Raw genomic sequence first — 17,676 nt, 5'->3', positions numbered from 1 at the left:
CGTCGCGGATGCGCTTGCGCGTCAGGAACCCGGTCCGCGGAACCGCTCGACGTAGCGCCGCTGCCACGGGGTTTCCACGGCGCTGTGCCGGTAGTTCCGCCGCACGAAGGCGACGGCCTCGGCGGGCGGCACGCCGTCGAGCACCGCGATGCAGGCCAGCGCCGTGCCGGTCCTGCCCCGGCCTGCCCAGCAGGCCACCTCGACCCGCTCGGTTTCCGCGCGCCGCCACGCCTCGCGGAAGGCATCCAGGGCGTCGGCGTCGTCGGCGGGCACATGCAGGTCCCGCCAGCGGACCCAGCGGAAGTCCCACTCCACCGGCCGCGGACGGTGGGCCAGCAGATACAGTCCGAATTCGGGCCGCGGGCCGGGCGGAAACGGCGTCAGGAGGCCACGGCCGCGGATGAGGCGTCCGGAAGGGAGACTGAGTACACCGGCCTGGCCCGGCTCCCATGTCTGCGGCATACTCCCGAGCGTAGCCGCCGCGGTGTACCCGTTGAAGGCCCGGCCCGGGACGCAGATGTGCCGCCGCAAAATAGGGCCGCACGGACCTACCGGCAGCCGGCCCCGGACCCTAGAGTGACCCACAGCCCCAGCAACCCCACGAGCCCCACGAACCGCCGAAAGGAATCCGCGGATGTCATTCCAGGCGTACCTCGACACCATCGAGGACAAGACCGGCCTCACTCCCCGCCAGCTTCTCGAACTCGCCCGGCAGAAAGGCTTCGCCGGTACGTCCGCGAAGGCCGGCGAGATCCTTGACTGGCTGAAGACGGACTACGGCCTGGGCCGCGGCCACGGCATGGCCCTGGTCCACGTCATCCGGCAGGGGCCGGGCATCAGCAGCAAGCACGTGGGGGCCACCGGCGCGCACAGCGACCAGTCCGACACGCTCTGGCTCGACGGAAAGGCGTCGAGGCCCGCGTCCTAGAGGCCTGCCGTTAGTGCCCGGCGCCGAGCTTGCCGCCGAGGCGTTCGCGCATAAGGACGCTGGCGTCGTTGAGCCCGACGATCTGAACGTCCTTGCCGTGGTGGCGGTATTTCTCGGTGATGGCGTCCAGCGCGGCGATCGTGGACGCGTCCCACAGGTGCGAGGCGTGCATGTCGATGACGACGTGCTCGGGGTCCAGGGCATATTCGAACTGGGTGTAGAGGTCGTTGGAGGAAGCGAAGAACAGCTCGCCGTCCACGACGTAGGTGGCCGTTTCCCGCCCGCCGATGGCCTTGACGGAGCGGTCGACGGTGACGAAGTGGGCGACCCGGCGGGCAAACATCACCATCGCGACGAGGACCCCGACGCCGACTCCGATGGCCAGGTTGTGCGTCGCCACCGTGACGATGACGGTGGCGACCATGACGGCAGTTTCGCTCTTGGGCATCATTTTCAGAGTCCGCGGACGGATGCTGTGCCAGTCGAAGGTGGCTACGGAGACGAAGATCATCACGGCCACGAGGGCTGCCATCGGAATCAGCGAGACGATGCCTCCCAACACCACCACCAGGATCAGCAGGAAGACGCCGGCGAGGAAGGTGGAGATCCGGGTACGGGCGCCGGAGGCCTTCACGTTGATCATGGTCTGCCCGATCATCGCGCAGCCGCCCATGCCGCCGAAGAAGCCGGTAACGACGTTGGCCACACCCTGGCCCCACGCCTCGCGGGTCTTGTGGGAGCGGGTGTCGGTGATGTCGTCGACGAGCTTGGCCGTCATCAGCGATTCAAGCAGCCCGACGAACGCCATCGCGAGGGCGAAGGGGAAGATGACCTGCAGCGTCTCGAGGGTGAGCGGCACGTTCGGCAGGAAAAGTGTCGGCAGGGAGTCGGGGAGTTCGCCTTTGTCACCCACGGTGGGGACGGCGACGGCGGCGAGCACGGTGATGAGCGTCAGCACCACAATCGCCACCAGCGGGGCGGGGACGGCCCTGGTCAGTCTTGGCAGCCCGAAGACAATGACCAGGCCCAGGGCGGTGAGCGGGTACACCAGCCACGGGACACCAAGCAGTTCCGGGACCTGGGACAGGAAGATCAGGATGGCCAAGGCGTTGACGAAGCCCACCATCACCGAGCGCGGAATGAACCGCATCAGCTTCGCCACGCCGGAGAGTCCCAGGATGATCTGGAAGACGCCGGCCAGGATCACGGCGGCCACGAAATAGTCGACCCCGTGGGATTTCACCAGAGGGGCAATCACCAGTGCGATCGCACCGGTGGCGGCGGAAATCATGGCCGGCCGGCCGCCGACGAAGGCGATGGTGACGGCCATGGTGAAGGAGGCGAAGAGCCCGATCCGCGGGTCGACGCCGGCGATGATGGAGAAGGCGATCGCCTCCGGGATCAGGGCCAGCGCCACGACGAGCCCGCCCAGGACCTCTGTCTTGAGCCGGCGCGGGGACATCAGGGTGCCCCGCACGGATTGAAGTTGCTCAGGTGTAAAGGCGGGGGCTTCCCCAGCGGTTTGGACGGCCATTGCTGGCTCCGTTCATGGTCAAGAAGACGCGCGGCAGCGGCTTCGTTTCTGCAAATGAATGAGGGGGCGCAGCGTCGCGCCGGGAAGAGGGGGAATTGCTGTTGAAGTCTCACCCCATACGCCCAACCCTACCCTAACGTGATGGTAGAGTTGAACTCCGAACGGGATAGAGAGACTCATGACAGCGAAAACCACCAGCACCATGCACATCGGCGAACTGGCAGAACGCACCGGGCTGTCCCTGCGGACCATCCGGCATTACGACGACGTCGGTCTGCTCCCCGCGTCGGCCCGCACCGACGGCGGTTTCCGGGTTTATTCCGAGGCAGACGTGGCGCGCCTGATGCTGATCAAGCAGATGAAACCGCTGGGGTTCTCCCTCGAAGAGATGGCGGAAATCCTCGGCCTGCTCGCCGCGGAACGGACCCCGGGCGGCTCGGCGGACACCGCCGGCCCCGACGCCCGGCTGGCCGAATTCCTGGAACGCGCCGAGCACCAGCGCGCGAAAATGGCCCGCAACCTCAGCCAGGCGGACGAGTTCATCGCGATGCTGGGCAGCCGAACCGCCTGACGTGCGCGCCGCAGCCATAAATCTGACATACTCGCCCGCCCTCCAGTCATAAAGTGGCCGGACCACGGACGCCGGTGGCACCATGCTTGGATGCTTGAGGCAACCAAATCCCCGAAGTCCGCGCCAGAGTCCCGCACTGACGCGGACACCCCGGTCAATCCGGCCCTCGCCGCCGAGGCCAAAATCGCCCGCATCGCGGTCACCGTGTTTCCGCTCCTCGTGGTGGTCGCCGGCGTTGCCGGATTCCTCCTGCCGGGCGCGTTCAAGCCGCTCGCCCCGAGTGTGCCGTACCTGCTCGGCATCATCATGTTCTGCATGGGCCTGACCCTGACGCCGCCGGATTTCGCCTCGGTGGCGAAGCGTCCGTGGGCCGTGGTGCTGGGCATTGTGGCACACTACGTCATCATGCCCGGCGCCGGGTGGCTGATCGCCCAGGCGCTGCACCTTGAGCCGGAGCTCGCCGTCGGCCTGATCCTGGTCGGCTGTGCACCGTCCGGTACGGCCTCGAACGTGATGGCGTTTCTGGCCAAGGGCGATGTGGCCCTCTCCGTCGCCGTTGCTTCCGTGTCCACGTTGATCGCCCCGATCGTGACGCCGCTGCTGGTGCTCTTCCTCGCCGGCTCCTACCTGCAGATCGATGCCGCCGGCATGGTGCTGGACATCGTCAAGACCGTGCTGCTGCCGGTGGTAGCCGGTCTGCTGGCCCGCCTGTTCCTGAAAAAGTTCGTCGCCAGGGTGCTCCCGGTGCTGCCCTGGGCTTCCGCCGTGGTCATTTCGCTGATCGTGGCAATCGTCGTGGCGGGCAGTGCCAACAAGATCGTGGCCGCCGGCGGCATCGTCTTCCTGGCCGTGGTGCTCCACAACGGCTTCGGCTTGGGCCTGGGCTACCTGGCCGGCAAGCTCGGCCGCCTGGATGACAAGGCCCGCCGCGCCCTGGCCTTCGAGGTGGGCATGCAGAACTCCGGCCTCGCGGCGACGCTGGCCACCGCCCACTTCAGCCCGCTGGCCGCGCTTCCCTCCGCCGTGTTCTCGCTCTGGCACAACATCTCCGGCGCCATCGTGGCCGCCTGGCTGGCCCGCCGCCCGCTGCGCGACGCCTGAGTCCTACCGGGGGCCGTCACAGGCGGACGTAAGCCCAGCCATCCCACTGACGCCGGGCGAGGTGTGCGATGGCGGCCGGGACGACGCCGACGCCGGGCAGCAGGCGCTCGGCGGGCACGTCCGCCGAGCGCAGGCTGTTCCCGCAGGCCAGCACCCGGACTCCATGGGCGAGCGCGGCCAGGACCGCAGCCCGGTGTTCCGAATCCTCCGCCAGCAGGGCAACCCCCGGCCCCTGGATAACAGCCTCGACCGGAACCCCGGGCCCCAGGGCATCCACGGCGTTCTGGCTGCTTCGCAACACTCCGGCCAGCGCCCCGTCCGGCAAGGGCCCGGCCCCGTGGGCCACGAGTCCCCGGGGACCCTCGCCCGCCGGCTCCCCCGGACGGCTCAGGTCATTTTCTGCCGAGCCCCGAAGCTCGTTTTCAGCGGAAAGCTCAGACATACAATCTCCTTTGGCGCGGACGGGGCCGGGCACCGCAGGGCGCGCCCGGCCATATCGTGCATGCTAGCGACCCGCCGCCGGAAATGTACAGACATTCGACTGTGGACCCGCCGCGCGCACCCGCAGGGCCCCGCCCGGGATCCCGGACTGCATCCCCAATGGCGCGGGCTAGGTGTTGTACATGACGGCGGTTGTCACGTAGCCTCGCTAGGACATTAAATGTCTAGACATTTGCGGGTCCATTGCTGCCCGTTCGAGGAGCCGGATGCCCACCTTGACCAAGTCCAAACAAGCCCCAGCCAAACCGCGCCGCCGCACCGCCTCGATCATCCTGCCCGCCCTAGGCATCGCGGTGCTACTGCTGTTTGTGGGCCTGCTCTCCTACCAGGGCTGAGCGACGGGACGGCGGGCCTGGGCGGCGTGCTGACGGTCCAGGACCAGTTCAGGGCTGAATCCTTTGCCAGTGAGGCTGCCGCCGGGATCCCGGACCTTGTGGTCGCGGGAGCCGCAGCCCTCGCCCTGCTGGCGGGCGTGGCCCTCTATTACAAGAACCGGCAGACAGAGCCGACAAGAGACAGGATGCACGACGATGCGCACTAACACCCTGATACCGGCGCTGGCGCAGTGGCCGGCGCGGCGCTGGCTGGCCGCCGCTGTCGCCGCCGTCGGCACCTACGTCCTCGTGGCCGTCCCGACGGACCTGATCGACACACCCCTGTTCAGCCGCGAGGTGCCGCCCACCTGGTGGTCGTTCCCCATCCTCGCGGTGACGGCCGTCCTCACCGGATTGCTGCTGGCTACCTATGTGTCCCGCGAACCGGCGGCCGACGGCGGGAGCAGCGGCGGTGAGCCGGACAGCAGGGGCCGCTTCGGCGCGGCCGGAACAATCGTCTCCTTCTTCGCCGTGGGCTGCCCGGTCTGCAACAAACTTGTCCTGCTCGCCCTTGGCACGTCCGGCGCCATGCAGTACTTCGAGCCGATCCAGCCCCTGCTGGCGGCCCTGTCCATCGCCCTGCTGCTGTGGGCCTTCGTGAAGCGGGCTACTTCCGAGGACCGCTGCCCGGTACCGCGGGTGCGGGCCGCCAAGGCGGGTGCAGCCTCCGGCAGCGGACGCTAGGGCCGCCACCCAGCGGAGTGGGTCAGCGGGGCCGGGTCAGCGGGGAGTGGCCTTGCAGCCGAAGGCGGTCGCAATTGCCACCCGGTCCCCCAGGACGTGGCTGCGCCGGAACTCGACGTCGCGTGCCCGGTGGCAGCCGGTCCGTTCAATCAGCAGCAGCGGGGAGGCCTCCGGGCAGCCGAGCAGCGCCGCCTGGGCGGGGGTGGCGGGCACCGCAGTGAGCTGCTCCACCCCGCCGTCGAGCACGACGCCGCAGCGCCGGTCGAGCTCGCCGTACAGGGATGCGTTACGGAAGTCGGCCTCAAGGAGCTTCGCCGCGGTCGTCCCCGGGAGCCAGACCTCGTCCAGCCCGATAGGCTCGCCGTCCGCGAGGCGAACCCGCGATAGGTGAAAGAGCTCCGCGTCCGGCGCCAGGGAGAGCTTTGCCGCCACCTCCGCGTTCACCACCAGGTGCTGTTCGAGGACCACGCTGCGGTGTTCCATCCCGGACTCCCGGATGGACGCCAGGACACTGTAGAGCGGACCGTAGGCCGTGCTTCTACCGGCGACCACCGTGGGTTTCTTGCCGGGGTGCGCGGTGATGTGCCCGGCATCGCGGAGCGGCTTCAGCGCGGCCCGGATCGTGCCCCGGCTGACGCCGTACCGCCGGGCCAATTCCAGTTCGCCGGGGAAACTACCCGCAAATGCCCCGGCGAGGACCTCCGCCAGGAGCTCGGCGCTGACCGTCTTCCAGAGCGGGCCATCCTTGGTCCTCCCGGCGGCATCCTCCGCACGGGACACCGCTGCTGGCTTCTGGTGATTTGTCACGTAACTCCCGCCCGGTCTCCTGCACACAGCTGCTGGCATTACGACGTTACTGCATCGCCCCCGCCCCCGCGGCTGCGCGGACGCCCTAAAGCCTTCTTCGACGGCCTGTAGAATGGTGCGGGAGTGAGGAGGAAGAATGACGGCACCTGCCCTGCGCCTGGTCCGCGGCTGGATCGGCGCCGTCATCGCGACCTCGATCGCCGCCGCTTCCCACGTCCTGGCCGGCGGCAGCATTCCGGAAGTTCCCCTGCTCGTGCTGGCCCTGGCACTGTCCGGACTGGTCTGCACCGCACTTACGGGCCGCGGGTTGTCCCTGTGGAGGCTGGCAACAGGCGTCCTGCTGAGCCAAGGTTTCTTCCACTGGCTCTTCAGCGGCGCGGCGGCCCCGCGCCATTCCCCCCTTCCGCCCGGCGGCCACGCAGCGCACTCCATGCCGCTCGAACCGGCCGCCGGCACGGCTGTCTCCGCCGCCATGGACCACACCTCGCCCCTGATGTGGGCTGGGCACGCCGTTGCCGCCGTCCTGACGGTCGCCCTCCTGCGCCGCGGCGAGGTCACCGTCGTCCGCCTGGTCCAAGCTCTGCGCCTGCGCGTGACAGCCTTCCTGCCGCTCTTCCAGCCGTTGCCCCAGCCGCCGGCCGTCACCCGGCCCGCCAACCGGCGTCTGCAGCCGCTGCGCAACCTCGGCGTTCCCCTGCTGGTGATGCGCCACCGCGGGCCGCCCGCCGCTCCGCTCGCCTCCTAGGCGCCCGTCCCGTCACCCGGTAAGCCTCGGCACACTGCCTGACAGTTCCGGGGCCGGACACGTCACATGCCCGCCGCCCTTGACGCTGCACCTTATCCGGCGCAGCGGGCGGCCGCCAGGCAGACCCCGCGCCGCTGTCGCCCGTGCTGCCGCCTTGGCGTGCCCGCGGCGGAGCATGCCCGGTGTGCGATTCCCCAGCCCCACAACATTTTCCGGGCAGGCCCGTGGCCGCCCGCAACCCTTCAGGAGTACCACCATGTCCAAAAAGTTCATCTACCCCGGCCTCTCCGTCCTCGCGGCCGCATCCCTGGCCTTTACCGGCTGCGCGCCTACGGCGTCCACTTCGACGCCCTCCGCACCTGCTACTGCCGCCCCGGCCAGCGCGGCGGGCCTCACGGTCAGCCAGCCGTGGGTCAAAGCCGCCGCTTCCGGGATGACCGGCGGCTTCGGCGTCATCAAAAACACCACCGGCGCCGACGTCACCGTCACCGGCGCCTCGACCCCCGCGGCCCGGAAGGTTGAACTCCACGAAACCGTTGCGGGCACCACCGGCGGAATGCAGATGCGGGCCAAGGAAGGCGGCTTTGTTATCCCGGCGGGCGGCGAACTGAGGCTGGAGCCCGGCGCCAACCACATCATGCTGATGGGGCTGACCGCACCGGTCACGGCGGGTGCCGAGGTCACGTTCACGCTGGCGCTGGCCGGCGGCGGGACCCTCACGTTCACGGCGTTGGCGAAGGATTTCGGCGGCGCCAACGAGAACTACGTCGAGGGCAAAGATCCGGGAATGTCCTCCGGAGAGTCGGCCACCGGCGGCGCAAGCAGCCCCGCGCCGTCGTCGACCTCGAAATGAGCACCGGGAAACGGCAGCCGGCGGACGCCCCCGCGGGCGGTGAAGATCACAACGAACCGCGGAAATTCCCGCGGCGCGGACTGCTTTTCGGCGGTGCCGCCGCGGGGCTCGGGGCGCTGGCCGCGGCGGGCGCCCCGTTCGCCGGGGCCGCCGTCGGGCAGCTGACCGGAAAGCCGGCCACGGACGAACCCGCGGAGAGCGTCCACGGCGGCACGGCGGTGGCCTTTTACGGTGACCGGCAGGCGGGGATTACCACCCCCGCCCAGGCGCACGGCGTTTTCGTCGCCCTCGATCTGCGTCCGGGAACGACGCGTGCCAGGGTCAAAGCGCTGCTGCGGCTGCTCAGCGACGACGCCGCCAACCTCTGCGCAGGCACCCCGGCCCTGGCTGACACAGAGGCGGAGCTCGCCCGGGTCCCGGCACGGTTGACGGTTACGTTCGGCTTCGGTCCCGGGCTGGTGGCCGCGGTGGCCCCCGCCCGGGCTCCGGGCTGGCTGAAGCCGCTGCCCGCCTTCAGCATCGACCGGCTGCAGCCGGGGTTCTCCGGCGGCGATCTGCTGCTGCAGATCTGTGCGGACGATCCGGTGACCGTGGCGCACGCCCAGCGGATGCTCCTCAAGGACAGCCGCAGTTTCACGACCGTGCGCTGGGTGCAAACCGGTTTCCGGCGTTCGTACGGCAGCGAGAAGTCCGGGACGACCATGCGGAACCTCTTCGGCCAAGTGGACGGGACGTCCAACCCGGCCCCGGACAGCACGGACCATGAGCGCGTGGTCTGGGGCGGCGGGGATATCCCCGCATGGACGGACAACGGCACCTCGGTGGTCATCCGGCGGATCGCGATGAACCTGGACAAGTGGGATGAGGTTGACCGCGTCGGCCGGGAGGAAGCGGTGGGCCGCCGGCTCTCCAACGGCGCACCGCTGACCGGCGAGCAAGAGCACGACGAACCGGACTTCACGGCGATGTCCCGGCACGGATTCCCCGTCATCTCCGACGTCTCCCACCTGCGCCGTGCCCGGCCCGAAGACAGTTCGCAGCGGATCTTCCGCCGGGCGTACAACTACGACGCCGCTCCCGGCGCCGGAGGGGTTTCGGACTCGGGGCTGATCTTCGTGTCCTACCAGGCCGACGTCGAGAAGCAGTTCACGCCCATCCAGCGCCGGCTCGCTGAGGCGGACATGCTCAATCTGTGGACGACGCCGGTCGGTTCGGCCGTTTTCGCCGTCCCGCCGGGGTGCCGCGAGGGCGGGTTCATCGGCGAGGAGCTGTTCGCCTGATCCATGGCCCGGGGGCCGCCCCGTCCGGGTGAACTGGAGGGGCGGCCCCGGGGTCGATCCGGCGAGGGGCTGACGCCGTTACCGGGCAGGGTCTAGCGTGGGAAACATCAGGCTGCTGCAGGGACCGCACGACCCGCCGGCGGCTGTCGGGGATCGGTTCCTCGACGGCGGCCCGGGCGTCGACGGCGGGTGGACGGCCGCCCCCGGTCGCCTCAGCCGATGCTGGCCGCCTCGTCGAGGGTGCGGGATTCGAAGTGCTCGAGCATCTCGCGCATCGCCTCAACCCCCTGGGTGAAGGTGGCTGACGCCCGCCACTGCTCGATCTGTTCCAGTGATTCCCACGGCCCGGTACTGATGAACCTGTTCCGGACGTCATGGTCGTGCATCAGCACCGCCTTGGCGTTGGGGTAATCCTCTTGGGTCTTCCTGGCCAGGTCCCGCCAGGCCTGCACAAAATCGTTCTCACGGCCCGGGTGGACCAGCCAAATTCCAAGCGTGTAAACGGACACGTCAATCGCCTCCAAAGTCTGCACCGGGGTTGATAAGGCCGATTATGTTCCCGGGACGGGCGGGGCGGTAGGGCCGGACTGCCCGGCGGGGCGCCAGAAAGCCCGGAATGCGGCCCACTCGAACGACGAGCATGCCCAGCCCTGGGCTCCGGGGTTGGACATAATGGCATTATGTCCACGCGCCGGCCCTGGCGCTGGGCATGTCCCGCGGGCGCGCCGGCCCGGGCGCTGGGCATGTCCCGCGGCTACCCGATCAGCGCCAGCACCGCTCCGGCAGCGACCACGCCGCCGGCTTCGGCGCGGACGTCGGTTACCGTTCCGTCCCGGTGCGCGGCGACCTGGGTTTCCATCTTCATCGCTTCGAGCACGACGACGGGGTCCCCGGCGGTGACCGCTGCCCCCGGCTCGACGAGCCACTTCACCACGGTCCCGGACATGTCGGCCCGCAACTCCCCCGGATCAGCGGGTGTGGCAGCGCCGTCGTCTGACCCGGCCCCCGGCGAGCCCTCAAGAGAAACTCCGCCAGGCAGTGTCCGGCCGGACCGCGCCCAGCCGTCCAGCAGATCCGCCGGCAGCCCGACGGCGAGACGCTTGCCGTCGACCTCGACGGTGATGGTACGTCGTTCGCCGTTGGGTGCCGTGGTGCTGTAGCCGGGGTCGGCCGGGATGCTGTCAGCGAAGTCGGTCTCGATCCAGCGGGTGTGGATTCCCAGTCCGGCCTCCGAGGTGAAGTCCGGGGACTCCAGCACGGCCCGGTGGAACGGCAGCACGGTGGCCACCCCGGTGATGCTGAGCTCCGCGAGGGCGCGGCGGGCCCGGCGCAGGGCCTGCTGCCGGTCCGCGCCGGTGACGATCAGCTTCGCCAGCAGCGAGTCGAACTGCGGAGGGACGAACGAGCCGGAGCGGACGCCGGAGTCGAGCCGGATCCCCGGGCCGGTGGGGCCGGAGAACTGGGCAATGGTGCCGGGTGAGGGGAGGAAGCCGCGGCCTACGTCCTCGGCGTTGAGCCGGAATTCGAAGGAGTGCCCGCGCGGCGCCGGGTCCTCGGTGAAGCGCAACGGCTCCCCCGCCGCAATGCGGAACTGCTCCTGGATCAGGTCGATCCCGGTGGTTTCCTCGGTGATCGGGTGCTCCACCTGCAGGCGGGTGTTGACCTCCAGGAACGCGACCGTGCCGTCCGCGGCGACGAGGAATTCCACCGTGCCGGCGCCGGAGTAGCGTGCTTCCCGGCAGACGGCCTTGGACGCCTGATAGATCTGGCCGGTCTGCTCCTTCGTGAGGAAAGGTGCGGGGGCTTCCTCGACGAGTTTCTGGTGCCTGCGCTGCAGCGAGCAGTCGCGGGTTCCGACGACGACGACGTTCCCGTGGGTATCCGCCAGGACCTGGGCCTCGACGTGGCGCGGCCGGTCGAGGTAGCGCTCCACGAAGCACTCCCCGCGGCCGAAGGCGGCGACGGCCTCGCGGACGGCGGAGCCGAAGGCCTCCTCGATTTCGTCGAGCGCGCGGACCACCTTCATGCCGCGGCCGCCGCCGCCGAAGGCGGCCTTGATCGCGATGGGCAGTCCGTGCTGCTCGGCGAAGGCGCGGGCTTCGGCCGCGGAACCGACCGGGCCGTCACTGCCGGCCACGAGGGGCGCCCCGGCGCGGACGGCCGTTTCGCGGGCCGTGATCTTGTTGCCAAGCAGCCGGATGGCATCGGGCGCGGGCCCGATCCAGGTCAGTCCGGCGTCGAGGACCGCCTGGGCGAAGTCGGCGTTCTCGGACAGGAAGCCGTAGCCGGGATGGACGGCGTCGGCGCCGGCTTTGGCCGCAGCGGCGAGCAGTTTGGGGATGTTCAGGTAGGTATCGGCGGGTGAATTGCCGCCCAGGGCGAAGGCCTCGTCCGCCGCGGAGACATGCAGGGCGTCGGCGTCGATGTCCGCGTAGACGGCGACGGACGCCAGTTGGGCGTCGTCGCAGGCCCGGGCGATCCGGACGGCGATTTCGCCGCGGTTGGCGATCAGGACCTTGCGCATCAGTTACTCACTTCTTGTTCGGCGGGGTGTGGTCGGGGGTGTGTCCGGTGGGGGCGGGGTGGTCGGAGGCGGGGTCGTTGCCGCCGGAGTCCGCCCAGCGGAAGCGGATCCTGCCGCCGATCGGGACCTGCGCGGCGAGGTCCAGTTGCGGGTCGACGACGACGGCGATCACGGGGTAACCTCCGGTGATCGGGTGGTCGGCCAGGAAGAGCACCGGCAGGCCTTCGGGCGGGACCTGCAGCGCGCCGGCGACGGTCCCCTCGCTGGCCAGCTCCCCGTCCCGGGTTCGTTGCAGCGGCGTTCCGTCGAGCCGCATGCCCACCCGGTTGGACTGCGGCTTGACCTGCCACTCCTGCGCGGTGAGCGAATCCAGCGCTTCGGCGTCGAACCAGTCAGCGCGCGGACCGGGCACGACGTCGAGCACGGTCACCCCGGTGCCGGGGAAGTCGGGCTGCAGCTCGGGGTGCCCGACGACGCCGGACTCGGAGTCGCCGCCGGAGGCCACGAGTTGCCCCGCGGCCAGCGGCGCGGGGCCGATCCCGGACATCGTGTCGGTGGACCGGCTGCCGAGGACGGGGGCGGCATCCACTCCGCCGCGGACCGCGAGGTAGCTGCGGAAGCCGCTCTCCGGTGCGCCGATGCTCAGCGTCTCGCCGTCAAGCAGGGCGAAGGGCGTGGCCATCGGCACGGTACGGCGGACCGGCTCCGCGTCAGCTCGATCCGGGCCGGTGATAGCCAGTTCCGACGGCGCCCCGGCGACGGCCAGGACCTGGTCCCCAACGGCCTGGACCGTGAGTCCGCCGGCGACGGTCTCGATCGCCGCGGCCGACGGCGCGTTCCCGACGAGGCGGTTGGCGCGGCGCAGCGAGGCACGGTCCAGCGCTCCGGCGGCGGAAACACCCAGCCCCGAGTGGCCGTGGCGTCCAAGGTCCTGGATCAGGCTCTGCAGCCCGGGCGAGACGATCCGGAGCCCGGAAGCCACCTCCGGCGCGGGGGTTTCAGGCTGCGGTTCCGGGGCAAGCGTCACCGTCTCCCGGACCGCGCGGAACTGGATCCGGTGGCCCGGGGCGGCCAGGGCGGGCTGCTCGCGGTCCAGGTCCCACATCCGGGCGGAGGTGCGGCCGATCAGCTGCCAGCCCCCGGGTGAGCGACGCGGGTAGACGGCCGAGTAGGTTCCGGCCAGCGCCACGGCACCTGCGGGCACGGCGGTGCGCGGGGAGCTGCGGCGGGGAACGCTGAGAGCTTCGTTCTCCCCAACGAGGTAGCCGAAGCCCGGGGCGAAGCCGGCGAAGGCCACGGTCCACTGCTGGCGGCAATGGGCGGCGATCACGCCCTCGACCCCGAGGCCGGTCAGCTCCGCCACTTCGGCGAGGTCCTCGCCGTCGTACACGGTGTCGATGACCACCAGGCCGCCGTCGCGCTGCACCGGGGCGGTGAGGTCGAGCTGCAGCAGCTGCGCGGCGATCCGGCGGGCGGCGACGGGCGAGTCGGCCGTGACCATGACGGTCTCGGCGGCGGCGAGCACGTCCAGCTGCCCGGGCAACGGATGCTCGAGGAGCAGTGCCTGCAGCGCCAGCACGCCCTGGGTGCCGGTGAGTTCTGCGAGCACCGCGCGGGTGCCCACCGCCCGCACCGCGTTCACTTTGTGGACGGCCGCCTGCCGCGTTGCCACCGTTTCCATTGCTGTCTCCATCATTGCCGCCGTCGCCAGGGTCCGCGCCGCTTAGGCGCGGGCTTCCTGCAGCAGCCGCTCTTCCTCGCTGGTCTGCGGGTTCCGGCCGATCGCCAACCCCACCACCGTCACCACGGCGGACACCGCGAGGTAGCCGGCGATCAGGTACCAGTTGCCGGTCGCGGCGTAGAGCGCCGTGAAGACCAGCGGGGCGACGGCGCCGCCGATCACGCCGGCCAGGGTGTAGGCCAGCGAGCTACCGGCGTAGCGCAGCCGGGCCGGGAACTGCTCGGTAATGTAGGCGGCCTGCGGGCCGTACATGAACGCGTGGAAGGCGAGGCCGATCACGACGCCGATGGTGAGCATCAGCACGGATTTGCCCTGGATCATCAGGAAGAACAGCGGGATGTAGACAGCCGTGCCGACGGCGGCGATGCCGTAGACGAGGCGGCGGTTGAAGCGGTCCGTGAGCGCGCCGGCGGCCGGGATCAAGGCGAGCTGGAAGGCCGAGCCGATCAGGATGGCGCCGAGAACGTTTCCGGTGGTCATGCCGAGCTGCTTGGTGGCGTAGAGGGCGACGAAGACCGTGAAGAGGGAGTAGAGCACGTCGGGGCAGATGCGCGACAGGGCGGCTGCCAGCAGCGCGCGGGGTTCTTTGGTGAAGACCTCCTTGATGGGGGCCTTGGGGGCCTCGCCGTGGGCCTGGATGGCCTTGAAGACAGGGGTTTCCTCGAGCTTGAGCCGGATCAGGAGGCCGAAGACCACCAGCAGGGCGGAGGCGAGGAAGGCCACGCGCCAACCCCAGGACAGGAACGCCTCATTGCTGAGGGTTGCCGCGAGGAGGGCGAGGACGCCGTTGGCCATCAGGTTGCCGGCCGGCGGGCCGATCTGGGCGGCCGAGGACCAGAAGCCGCGTTTGCGGGCGTCGCCGAATTCGCTGGAGAGCAGGACGGCTCCGCCCCATTCGCCGCCGACGCCGATGCCCTGCGCCAGGCGCAGCAGCACCAGGATCGCCGGGGCCGCGACGCCGATCGCCGAGTAGTCCGGCAGGACGCCGATGAGCACGGTGGCGACGCCGATGAGCATCAGGGTGACCACCAGGACGTGCTTTCGGCCGATCTTGTCGCCGAGCCGGCCGAAGATCACACCGCCGATGGGGCGGGCAAGGTAACCGACGGCGAAGGTGGAGAAGGACAGCAACAGGCCCACCAGCTCGTCACCTACCGGGAAGAAGATCTTGGGGAAGATCAGCGCCGATGCCACGGAGTAGATCGCGAAGTCGTAGTACTCCAGCGAGGTGCCGGTGAGGCTTGCGATGTAGGCCTTGAGGGCGCCGGGCGGCAGATTCCTTTTGCCGGCCCTTTTGCCGGCCCTCTTGCTGGCGGCCGGGGCGGCCTGGTGCGGTGCGGTCATGATGTTCCTCCAGTTGCGGATGCTGCCTGTGCTGGGGTGGGTGTGCTGAAGTAGCGCCGGGTTGGAAACGCAGCGCCGGTGAGGCTGTTGAGGGCGTTCTTAGACGAACGGGGCGGTGCTGATGCCGGCGGCGCTGAGCGCCTCGCGGACGGCGGCTGCCATGGCAACGGCTCCCGGGGAGTCGCCGTGGACGCAGATGCTTTCGGCCCGGATTTTCAGGATGGAGCCGTCGATGGTGCGGACGGCGGAGTCGGTGGCCATCCGGAGGACATGTTCGGTGACCTCCGTGTGGTCGTGCAGAACGGCTCCGGGGAGTGTGCGGGAAACCAGGGTGCCGTCCCGGTTGTAGGCGCGGTCCGCGAAAGCTTCGGTGACCGCGCGCAGCCCGGCCGCCTCGGCCAGGCGGAGCACTTCCGAGCCCGGCAGGCCCAGGATCGGCAGGTCCCGGTCCACGGACTTCACGGCGTCGACGACGGCCTTCGCCTGCGCGGTGTGCGCGACGATCGCGTTGTACAGGCCGCCGTGCGGTTTGACGTAGGTGACCCGGCCGCCTTCCGCGGCGGCCAGGGCCTGCAGCGCACCGATCTGGTAGACGACGTCGTCGGCCAGTTCGTTGGGGTCGATGTCGAGGAAGCGGCGGCCGAAGCCGGCCAGGTCCCGGTAGCCGACGTGGGCGCCGATCATGACGCCGGCGGCGACCGCCTCGCGGCAGGTCCGGCGGATGACGCTGGGGTCTCCGGCGTGGAATCCGCAGGCCACATTGGCGCTCGAAACGGAACGGAACATCGCGGTGTCGTCACCGAGGCTCCAGCGTCCGTAAGACTCGCCGACGTCGCTGTTCAGGTCGATGGTGTTTAGCCCGGTGTGTGCCATTTGTGATCCTCGTCTCAGTGCTTGGCCCCCTACTAGGATGCATCATCTCGTCTGATTGTTCAACAATCCGACGATTCTTTCTTGGGACAATCGTGTAGATTCGGCACTATGACGACTTCCGACGCCGGCCCCCGCGCCCTGGCGGCCGCGGCGCGGCTGCGCATCGCCGTCCCCTCGGTGGCGGACCGGGTCGCGGCCGAACTCCGCCAGCAGCTGGCCGACGGAGTGCTGCTGCCGGGCACCCGGCTGACCGAGTCGACGATTGCCGAAGACCTCGGTGTCTCCCGTAACACCGTGCGCGAGGCCTTCGCCGAACTGGCGGCCGAGCGCCTGGTGGTCCGGCACCCCAACCGCGGGGTCTTCGTGGCCAGCCTGGCCCCCGGCGACATCCACGATGTGTACGCGGTCCGCCGCGCCGTCGAGGTCGCGGCCCTGCGCGGCGGGGGCACTCCGGAGCAGGTGGCCGCGGTCCGCGCCGCCGTCGAGGAAGGCAAGGCCGCGGCTGCCGCCGACGACGAGGAGGCCCTCGGCACCGCCAACCAGCACTTCCACCGCGCGATTGTGGCGCTGGCCGGAAGCCGCCGGCTGGACACGATCATGTCGCAGGTCCTCGCCGAGATGCGGCTGTTTTTCCACAAAGCCACCGTGGACGCGCACTTCTACCGCAGTTACCTGGACGACAACGAGCAGATCTGCGCCGCGCTGGAAGGCGGCGATCCGGACCGCGCTGCGGACCTCCTGCTGGCCTATCTCGACCGCTCGGAACAGAAACAGAGCGCCGTCCACGGCGAGTGAGCCGCAGCTTCCGGTGGGCTGCCCGGCATCCGTTCCAGGTCTCAGCGGCCTTGAGCACCATGCCGCCACTGTGACGGCGCGGGTACTTTGGAGCCGAAAATCAAGGCCGGACATGCGGCCACAGCGGGCGGTGCCTGAAACAGGCCAGTCGTGCCGCAACGTCGCGCTTCCCAGCACCACGTCGTAGGCTTCAACGTTTCTGTCGGTAACGGTAGTGGGGGATTCAAGGTGCACCGCAGCCGAGGGGAGAATGCCGGCGCCGCCAAATTTCTCCATCACCCGCCATTGGGCAAGGACGTCCTCACCCGAGTGATCCGGCCCCAACTGCGTCCAGAAGCGGAACGCACCGGCGTCTTCAAGGTTGGGCGCGCCGGTACATCGCGCACCCTCCCAGCCACGCCACCCGGTACGCGAGCCATTGCCACGGTTTGAGGTCCAGTTCCCGGGCAAGATGGGTCAGGTTGGCGGCATTGTGTAACGGCCACCTGTTGAAAGCGGTTGTGCCCGGCCGGACCGTCTCCGGCTGCACGGGCCCGTCCCAGGCCTCGAAGGCGGTGGTTTCACTGGGCCGCCTGTCCGGCAGATAGGAAAGCCCCTGCGGCGCCATGCCCACGAACCCGCACCCCAGGCGGTCCAGCGCCTCCTGGAGGCGCTCCACCGCACCGGGTTCCAGCCAGATGTCGTCGTCCAGGAAGAGGCACCTGTCTGCGGCGGACCGGTCAAAAAGGAACTGGCGGTGCTCCGCGAGCCCGCGGCGGGGAAGGTGGCGGAAGAGGACCACCTCCCGCCCCTGAGCCTTTAAGACACGGACCACTGCGGCCGCCGCAGGGTGCAGCCAGGCGGCCTCACCCCGGGACTGGTCGCGGATAATGACGCGGAAGGACGGATGGGATTGGGCCGCCAACCCTGCCAGTGTCACCGCCAGTTCCGCCGGACGATCACAGGTGGAAATGAGCACGTCAACAGCAGGCGGGGCCGCCGTTCCGGCGACCCCGCCGAGGTCCGCATGCGGTCCTATCAA

General features: G+C 69.8%; 20 protein-coding genes. 10 read left to right on the top strand and 10 right to left on the bottom strand.

The window, feature by feature from the left end:
- Positions 1 to 21 precede the first annotated feature (21 nt).
- Positions 22 to 462, bottom strand: coding sequence for a protein-tyrosine phosphatase family protein (locus AC1MBE_RS10005; protein WP_479777821.1), 441 nt, complete (start codon positions 460 to 462; stop codon positions 22 to 24).
- A gap of 172 nt (positions 463 to 634) precedes the next feature.
- On the opposite strand from AC1MBE_RS10005, the gene AC1MBE_RS10000 reads away from it, so the two are divergent.
- Complete coding sequence (locus AC1MBE_RS10000) at positions 635 to 928, top strand: DUF4287 domain-containing protein (protein ID WP_479777819.1); 294 nt, start codon at positions 635 to 637, stop codon at positions 926 to 928.
- A 10-nt stretch (positions 929 to 938) separates the two neighbouring features.
- On the opposite strand, the gene AC1MBE_RS09995 is transcribed toward AC1MBE_RS10000, so the two are convergent.
- Positions 939 to 2,462, bottom strand: coding sequence for a SulP family inorganic anion transporter (locus tag AC1MBE_RS09995; protein WP_479777817.1), 1,524 nt, complete (start codon positions 2,460 to 2,462; stop codon positions 939 to 941).
- Between the two features lie 178 nt (positions 2,463 to 2,640).
- Between AC1MBE_RS09995 and AC1MBE_RS09990 the strand changes: the two genes are divergently transcribed.
- Together AC1MBE_RS09990 and AC1MBE_RS09985 are read left to right on the top strand one after the other, a co-directional pair.
- Positions 2,641 to 3,033 carry a MerR family transcriptional regulator gene (locus AC1MBE_RS09990; protein ID WP_479777815.1) on the top strand — a complete coding sequence of 131 codons (393 nt, stop codon included), beginning with the start codon at positions 2,641 to 2,643 and terminating at the stop codon, positions 3,031 to 3,033.
- A gap of 90 nt (positions 3,034 to 3,123) precedes the next feature.
- Positions 3,124 to 4,134, top strand: coding sequence for a bile acid:sodium symporter family protein (locus tag AC1MBE_RS09985; RefSeq protein WP_479777813.1), 1,011 nt, complete (start codon positions 3,124 to 3,126; stop codon positions 4,132 to 4,134).
- A 16-nt stretch (positions 4,135 to 4,150) separates the two neighbouring features.
- Here AC1MBE_RS09985 and AC1MBE_RS09980 read toward each other — a convergent pair whose 3' ends face one another.
- Positions 4,151 to 4,576, bottom strand: a complete 426-nt coding sequence (locus tag AC1MBE_RS09980; protein ID WP_479777811.1) for a DsrE family protein — start codon at positions 4,574 to 4,576, stop codon at positions 4,151 to 4,153.
- 265 nt (positions 4,577 to 4,841) lie between these two features.
- On the opposite strand from AC1MBE_RS09980, the gene AC1MBE_RS09975 reads away from it, so the two are divergent.
- Genes AC1MBE_RS09975 through AC1MBE_RS09965 form a run of 3 tightly spaced genes read left to right on the top strand, consistent with a single transcriptional unit; the run spans position 4,842 to position 5,693 of the window.
- A complete protein-coding gene (locus AC1MBE_RS09975) occupies positions 4,842 to 4,970 on the top strand; it encodes a hypothetical protein (RefSeq protein ID WP_479777809.1) in 129 nt (42 codons plus the stop codon).
- A gap of 26 nt (positions 4,971 to 4,996) precedes the next feature.
- Positions 4,997 to 5,176 (top strand): hypothetical protein, encoded by a 180-nt coding sequence (locus AC1MBE_RS09970; protein WP_479777808.1) that lies wholly within the window; start codon positions 4,997 to 4,999, stop codon positions 5,174 to 5,176.
- Complete coding sequence (locus tag AC1MBE_RS09965) at positions 5,166 to 5,693, top strand: hypothetical protein (protein WP_479777806.1); 528 nt, start codon at positions 5,166 to 5,168, stop codon at positions 5,691 to 5,693. Before AC1MBE_RS09970 ends, AC1MBE_RS09965 begins: the two co-directional genes overlap by 11 nt.
- Positions 5,694 to 5,729: 36 nt before the next feature.
- Here AC1MBE_RS09965 and AC1MBE_RS09960 read toward each other — a convergent pair whose 3' ends face one another.
- Positions 5,730 to 6,500 carry a GntR family transcriptional regulator gene (locus AC1MBE_RS09960; RefSeq protein ID WP_479777804.1) on the bottom strand — a complete coding sequence of 257 codons (771 nt, stop codon included), beginning with the start codon at positions 6,498 to 6,500 and terminating at the stop codon, positions 5,730 to 5,732.
- A 136-nt stretch (positions 6,501 to 6,636) separates the two neighbouring features.
- Here AC1MBE_RS09960 and AC1MBE_RS09955 point away from each other — a divergent pair, with 136 nt between their 5' ends.
- The 3 genes from AC1MBE_RS09955 (at position 6,637) to AC1MBE_RS09945 (ending at position 9,378) form a co-directional block, all read left to right on the top strand.
- A complete protein-coding gene (locus AC1MBE_RS09955; protein ID WP_479777802.1) occupies positions 6,637 to 7,245 on the top strand; it encodes a hypothetical protein in 609 nt (202 codons plus the stop codon).
- 256 nt (positions 7,246 to 7,501) lie between these two features.
- Complete coding sequence (locus AC1MBE_RS09950) at positions 7,502 to 8,098, top strand: copper chaperone PCu(A)C (protein WP_479777800.1); 597 nt, start codon at positions 7,502 to 7,504, stop codon at positions 8,096 to 8,098.
- On the top strand, positions 8,095 to 9,378 hold the full coding sequence (locus tag AC1MBE_RS09945) for a Dyp-type peroxidase (RefSeq protein WP_479777798.1): 1,284 nt from the start codon (positions 8,095 to 8,097) through the stop codon (positions 9,376 to 9,378). Before AC1MBE_RS09950 ends, AC1MBE_RS09945 begins: the two co-directional genes overlap by 4 nt.
- Before the next feature lie 212 nt (positions 9,379 to 9,590).
- On the opposite strand, the gene AC1MBE_RS09940 is transcribed toward AC1MBE_RS09945, so the two are convergent.
- The 5 genes from AC1MBE_RS09940 to AC1MBE_RS09920 form a co-directional block, all read right to left on the bottom strand.
- Positions 9,591 to 9,887 (bottom strand): antibiotic biosynthesis monooxygenase family protein, encoded by a 297-nt coding sequence (locus AC1MBE_RS09940; RefSeq protein ID WP_479777796.1) that lies wholly within the window; start codon positions 9,885 to 9,887, stop codon positions 9,591 to 9,593.
- A 245-nt stretch (positions 9,888 to 10,132) separates the two neighbouring features.
- Positions 10,133 to 11,902: an acetyl/propionyl/methylcrotonyl-CoA carboxylase subunit alpha gene (locus AC1MBE_RS09935; protein ID WP_479777794.1), complete on the bottom strand. Its 1,770-nt coding sequence runs from the start codon at positions 11,900 to 11,902 to the stop codon at positions 10,133 to 10,135.
- Between the two features lie 7 nt (positions 11,903 to 11,909).
- Positions 11,910 to 13,595, bottom strand: coding sequence for a 5-oxoprolinase subunit B/C family protein (locus AC1MBE_RS09930; RefSeq protein WP_479782561.1), 1,686 nt, complete (start codon positions 13,593 to 13,595; stop codon positions 11,910 to 11,912).
- 30 nt (positions 13,596 to 13,625) lie between these two features.
- The gene (locus AC1MBE_RS09925; protein WP_479777792.1) at positions 13,626 to 14,987 is read right to left on the bottom strand and encodes an MFS transporter; all 1,362 of its coding nucleotides are present in this window, start codon (positions 14,985 to 14,987) and stop codon (positions 13,626 to 13,628) included.
- 99 nt (positions 14,988 to 15,086) lie between these two features.
- Positions 15,087 to 15,860 (bottom strand): LamB/YcsF family protein, encoded by a 774-nt coding sequence (locus AC1MBE_RS09920; protein ID WP_479777790.1) that lies wholly within the window; start codon positions 15,858 to 15,860, stop codon positions 15,087 to 15,089.
- A gap of 108 nt (positions 15,861 to 15,968) precedes the next feature.
- Here AC1MBE_RS09920 and AC1MBE_RS09915 point away from each other — a divergent pair, with 108 nt between their 5' ends.
- Positions 15,969 to 16,655 (top strand): GntR family transcriptional regulator, encoded by a 687-nt coding sequence (locus tag AC1MBE_RS09915; protein ID WP_479777788.1) that lies wholly within the window; start codon positions 15,969 to 15,971, stop codon positions 16,653 to 16,655.
- A gap of 355 nt (positions 16,656 to 17,010) precedes the next feature.
- Here the strand turns inward: AC1MBE_RS09915 and AC1MBE_RS09910 are convergent, their stop codons facing one another.
- Entirely contained in the window at positions 17,011 to 17,613 is a 603-nt protein-coding gene (locus tag AC1MBE_RS09910; RefSeq protein WP_479777786.1) for a glycosyltransferase family 2 protein, read from the bottom strand.
- Positions 17,614 to 17,676: the final 63 nt, after the last annotated feature.

The organism is Arthrobacter sp. BG5, from assembly GCF_056680155.1.
Note: the sequence above shows the minus strand (reverse complement) of the source record. Positions and strands in the feature narration are given on the sequence as shown.

What these genes read in the sequence shown, in the direction of transcription:
- AC1MBE_RS10005 (WP_479777821.1), bottom strand. Translation starts at nt 462, where the DNA reads ATGCCGCAGACATGGGAGCCGGGCCAGGCCGGTGTACTCAGTCTCCCT.
- AC1MBE_RS10000 (WP_479777819.1), top strand. Translation starts at nt 635, where the DNA reads ATGTCATTCCAGGCGTACCTCGACACCATCGAGGACAAGACCGGCCTC.
- AC1MBE_RS09995 (WP_479777817.1), bottom strand. Translation starts at nt 2,462, where the DNA reads ATGGCCGTCCAAACCGCTGGGGAAGCCCCCGCCTTTACACCTGAGCAA.
- AC1MBE_RS09990 (WP_479777815.1), top strand. Translation starts at nt 2,641, where the DNA reads ATGACAGCGAAAACCACCAGCACCATGCACATCGGCGAACTGGCAGAA.
- AC1MBE_RS09985 (WP_479777813.1), top strand. Translation starts at nt 3,124, where the DNA reads ATGCTTGAGGCAACCAAATCCCCGAAGTCCGCGCCAGAGTCCCGCACT.
- AC1MBE_RS09980 (WP_479777811.1), bottom strand. Translation starts at nt 4,576, where the DNA reads ATGTCTGAGCTTTCCGCTGAAAACGAGCTTCGGGGCTCGGCAGAAAAT.
- AC1MBE_RS09975 (WP_479777809.1), top strand. Translation starts at nt 4,842, where the DNA reads ATGCCCACCTTGACCAAGTCCAAACAAGCCCCAGCCAAACCGCGCCGC.
- AC1MBE_RS09965 (WP_479777806.1), top strand. Translation starts at nt 5,166, where the DNA reads ATGCGCACTAACACCCTGATACCGGCGCTGGCGCAGTGGCCGGCGCGG.
- AC1MBE_RS09955 (WP_479777802.1), top strand. Translation starts at nt 6,637, where the DNA reads ATGACGGCACCTGCCCTGCGCCTGGTCCGCGGCTGGATCGGCGCCGTC.
- AC1MBE_RS09950 (WP_479777800.1), top strand. Translation starts at nt 7,502, where the DNA reads ATGTCCAAAAAGTTCATCTACCCCGGCCTCTCCGTCCTCGCGGCCGCA.
- AC1MBE_RS09945 (WP_479777798.1), top strand. Translation starts at nt 8,095, where the DNA reads ATGAGCACCGGGAAACGGCAGCCGGCGGACGCCCCCGCGGGCGGTGAA.
- AC1MBE_RS09935 (WP_479777794.1), bottom strand. Translation starts at nt 11,902, where the DNA reads ATGCGCAAGGTCCTGATCGCCAACCGCGGCGAAATCGCCGTCCGGATC.
- AC1MBE_RS09930 (WP_479782561.1), bottom strand. Translation starts at nt 13,595, where the DNA reads ATGGAGACAGCAATGGAAACGGTGGCAACGCGGCAGGCGGCCGTCCAC.
- AC1MBE_RS09925 (WP_479777792.1), bottom strand. Translation starts at nt 14,987, where the DNA reads ATGACCGCACCGCACCAGGCCGCCCCGGCCGCCAGCAAGAGGGCCGGC.
- AC1MBE_RS09920 (WP_479777790.1), bottom strand. Translation starts at nt 15,860, where the DNA reads ATGGCACACACCGGGCTAAACACCATCGACCTGAACAGCGACGTCGGC.
- AC1MBE_RS09915 (WP_479777788.1), top strand. Translation starts at nt 15,969, where the DNA reads ATGACGACTTCCGACGCCGGCCCCCGCGCCCTGGCGGCCGCGGCGCGG.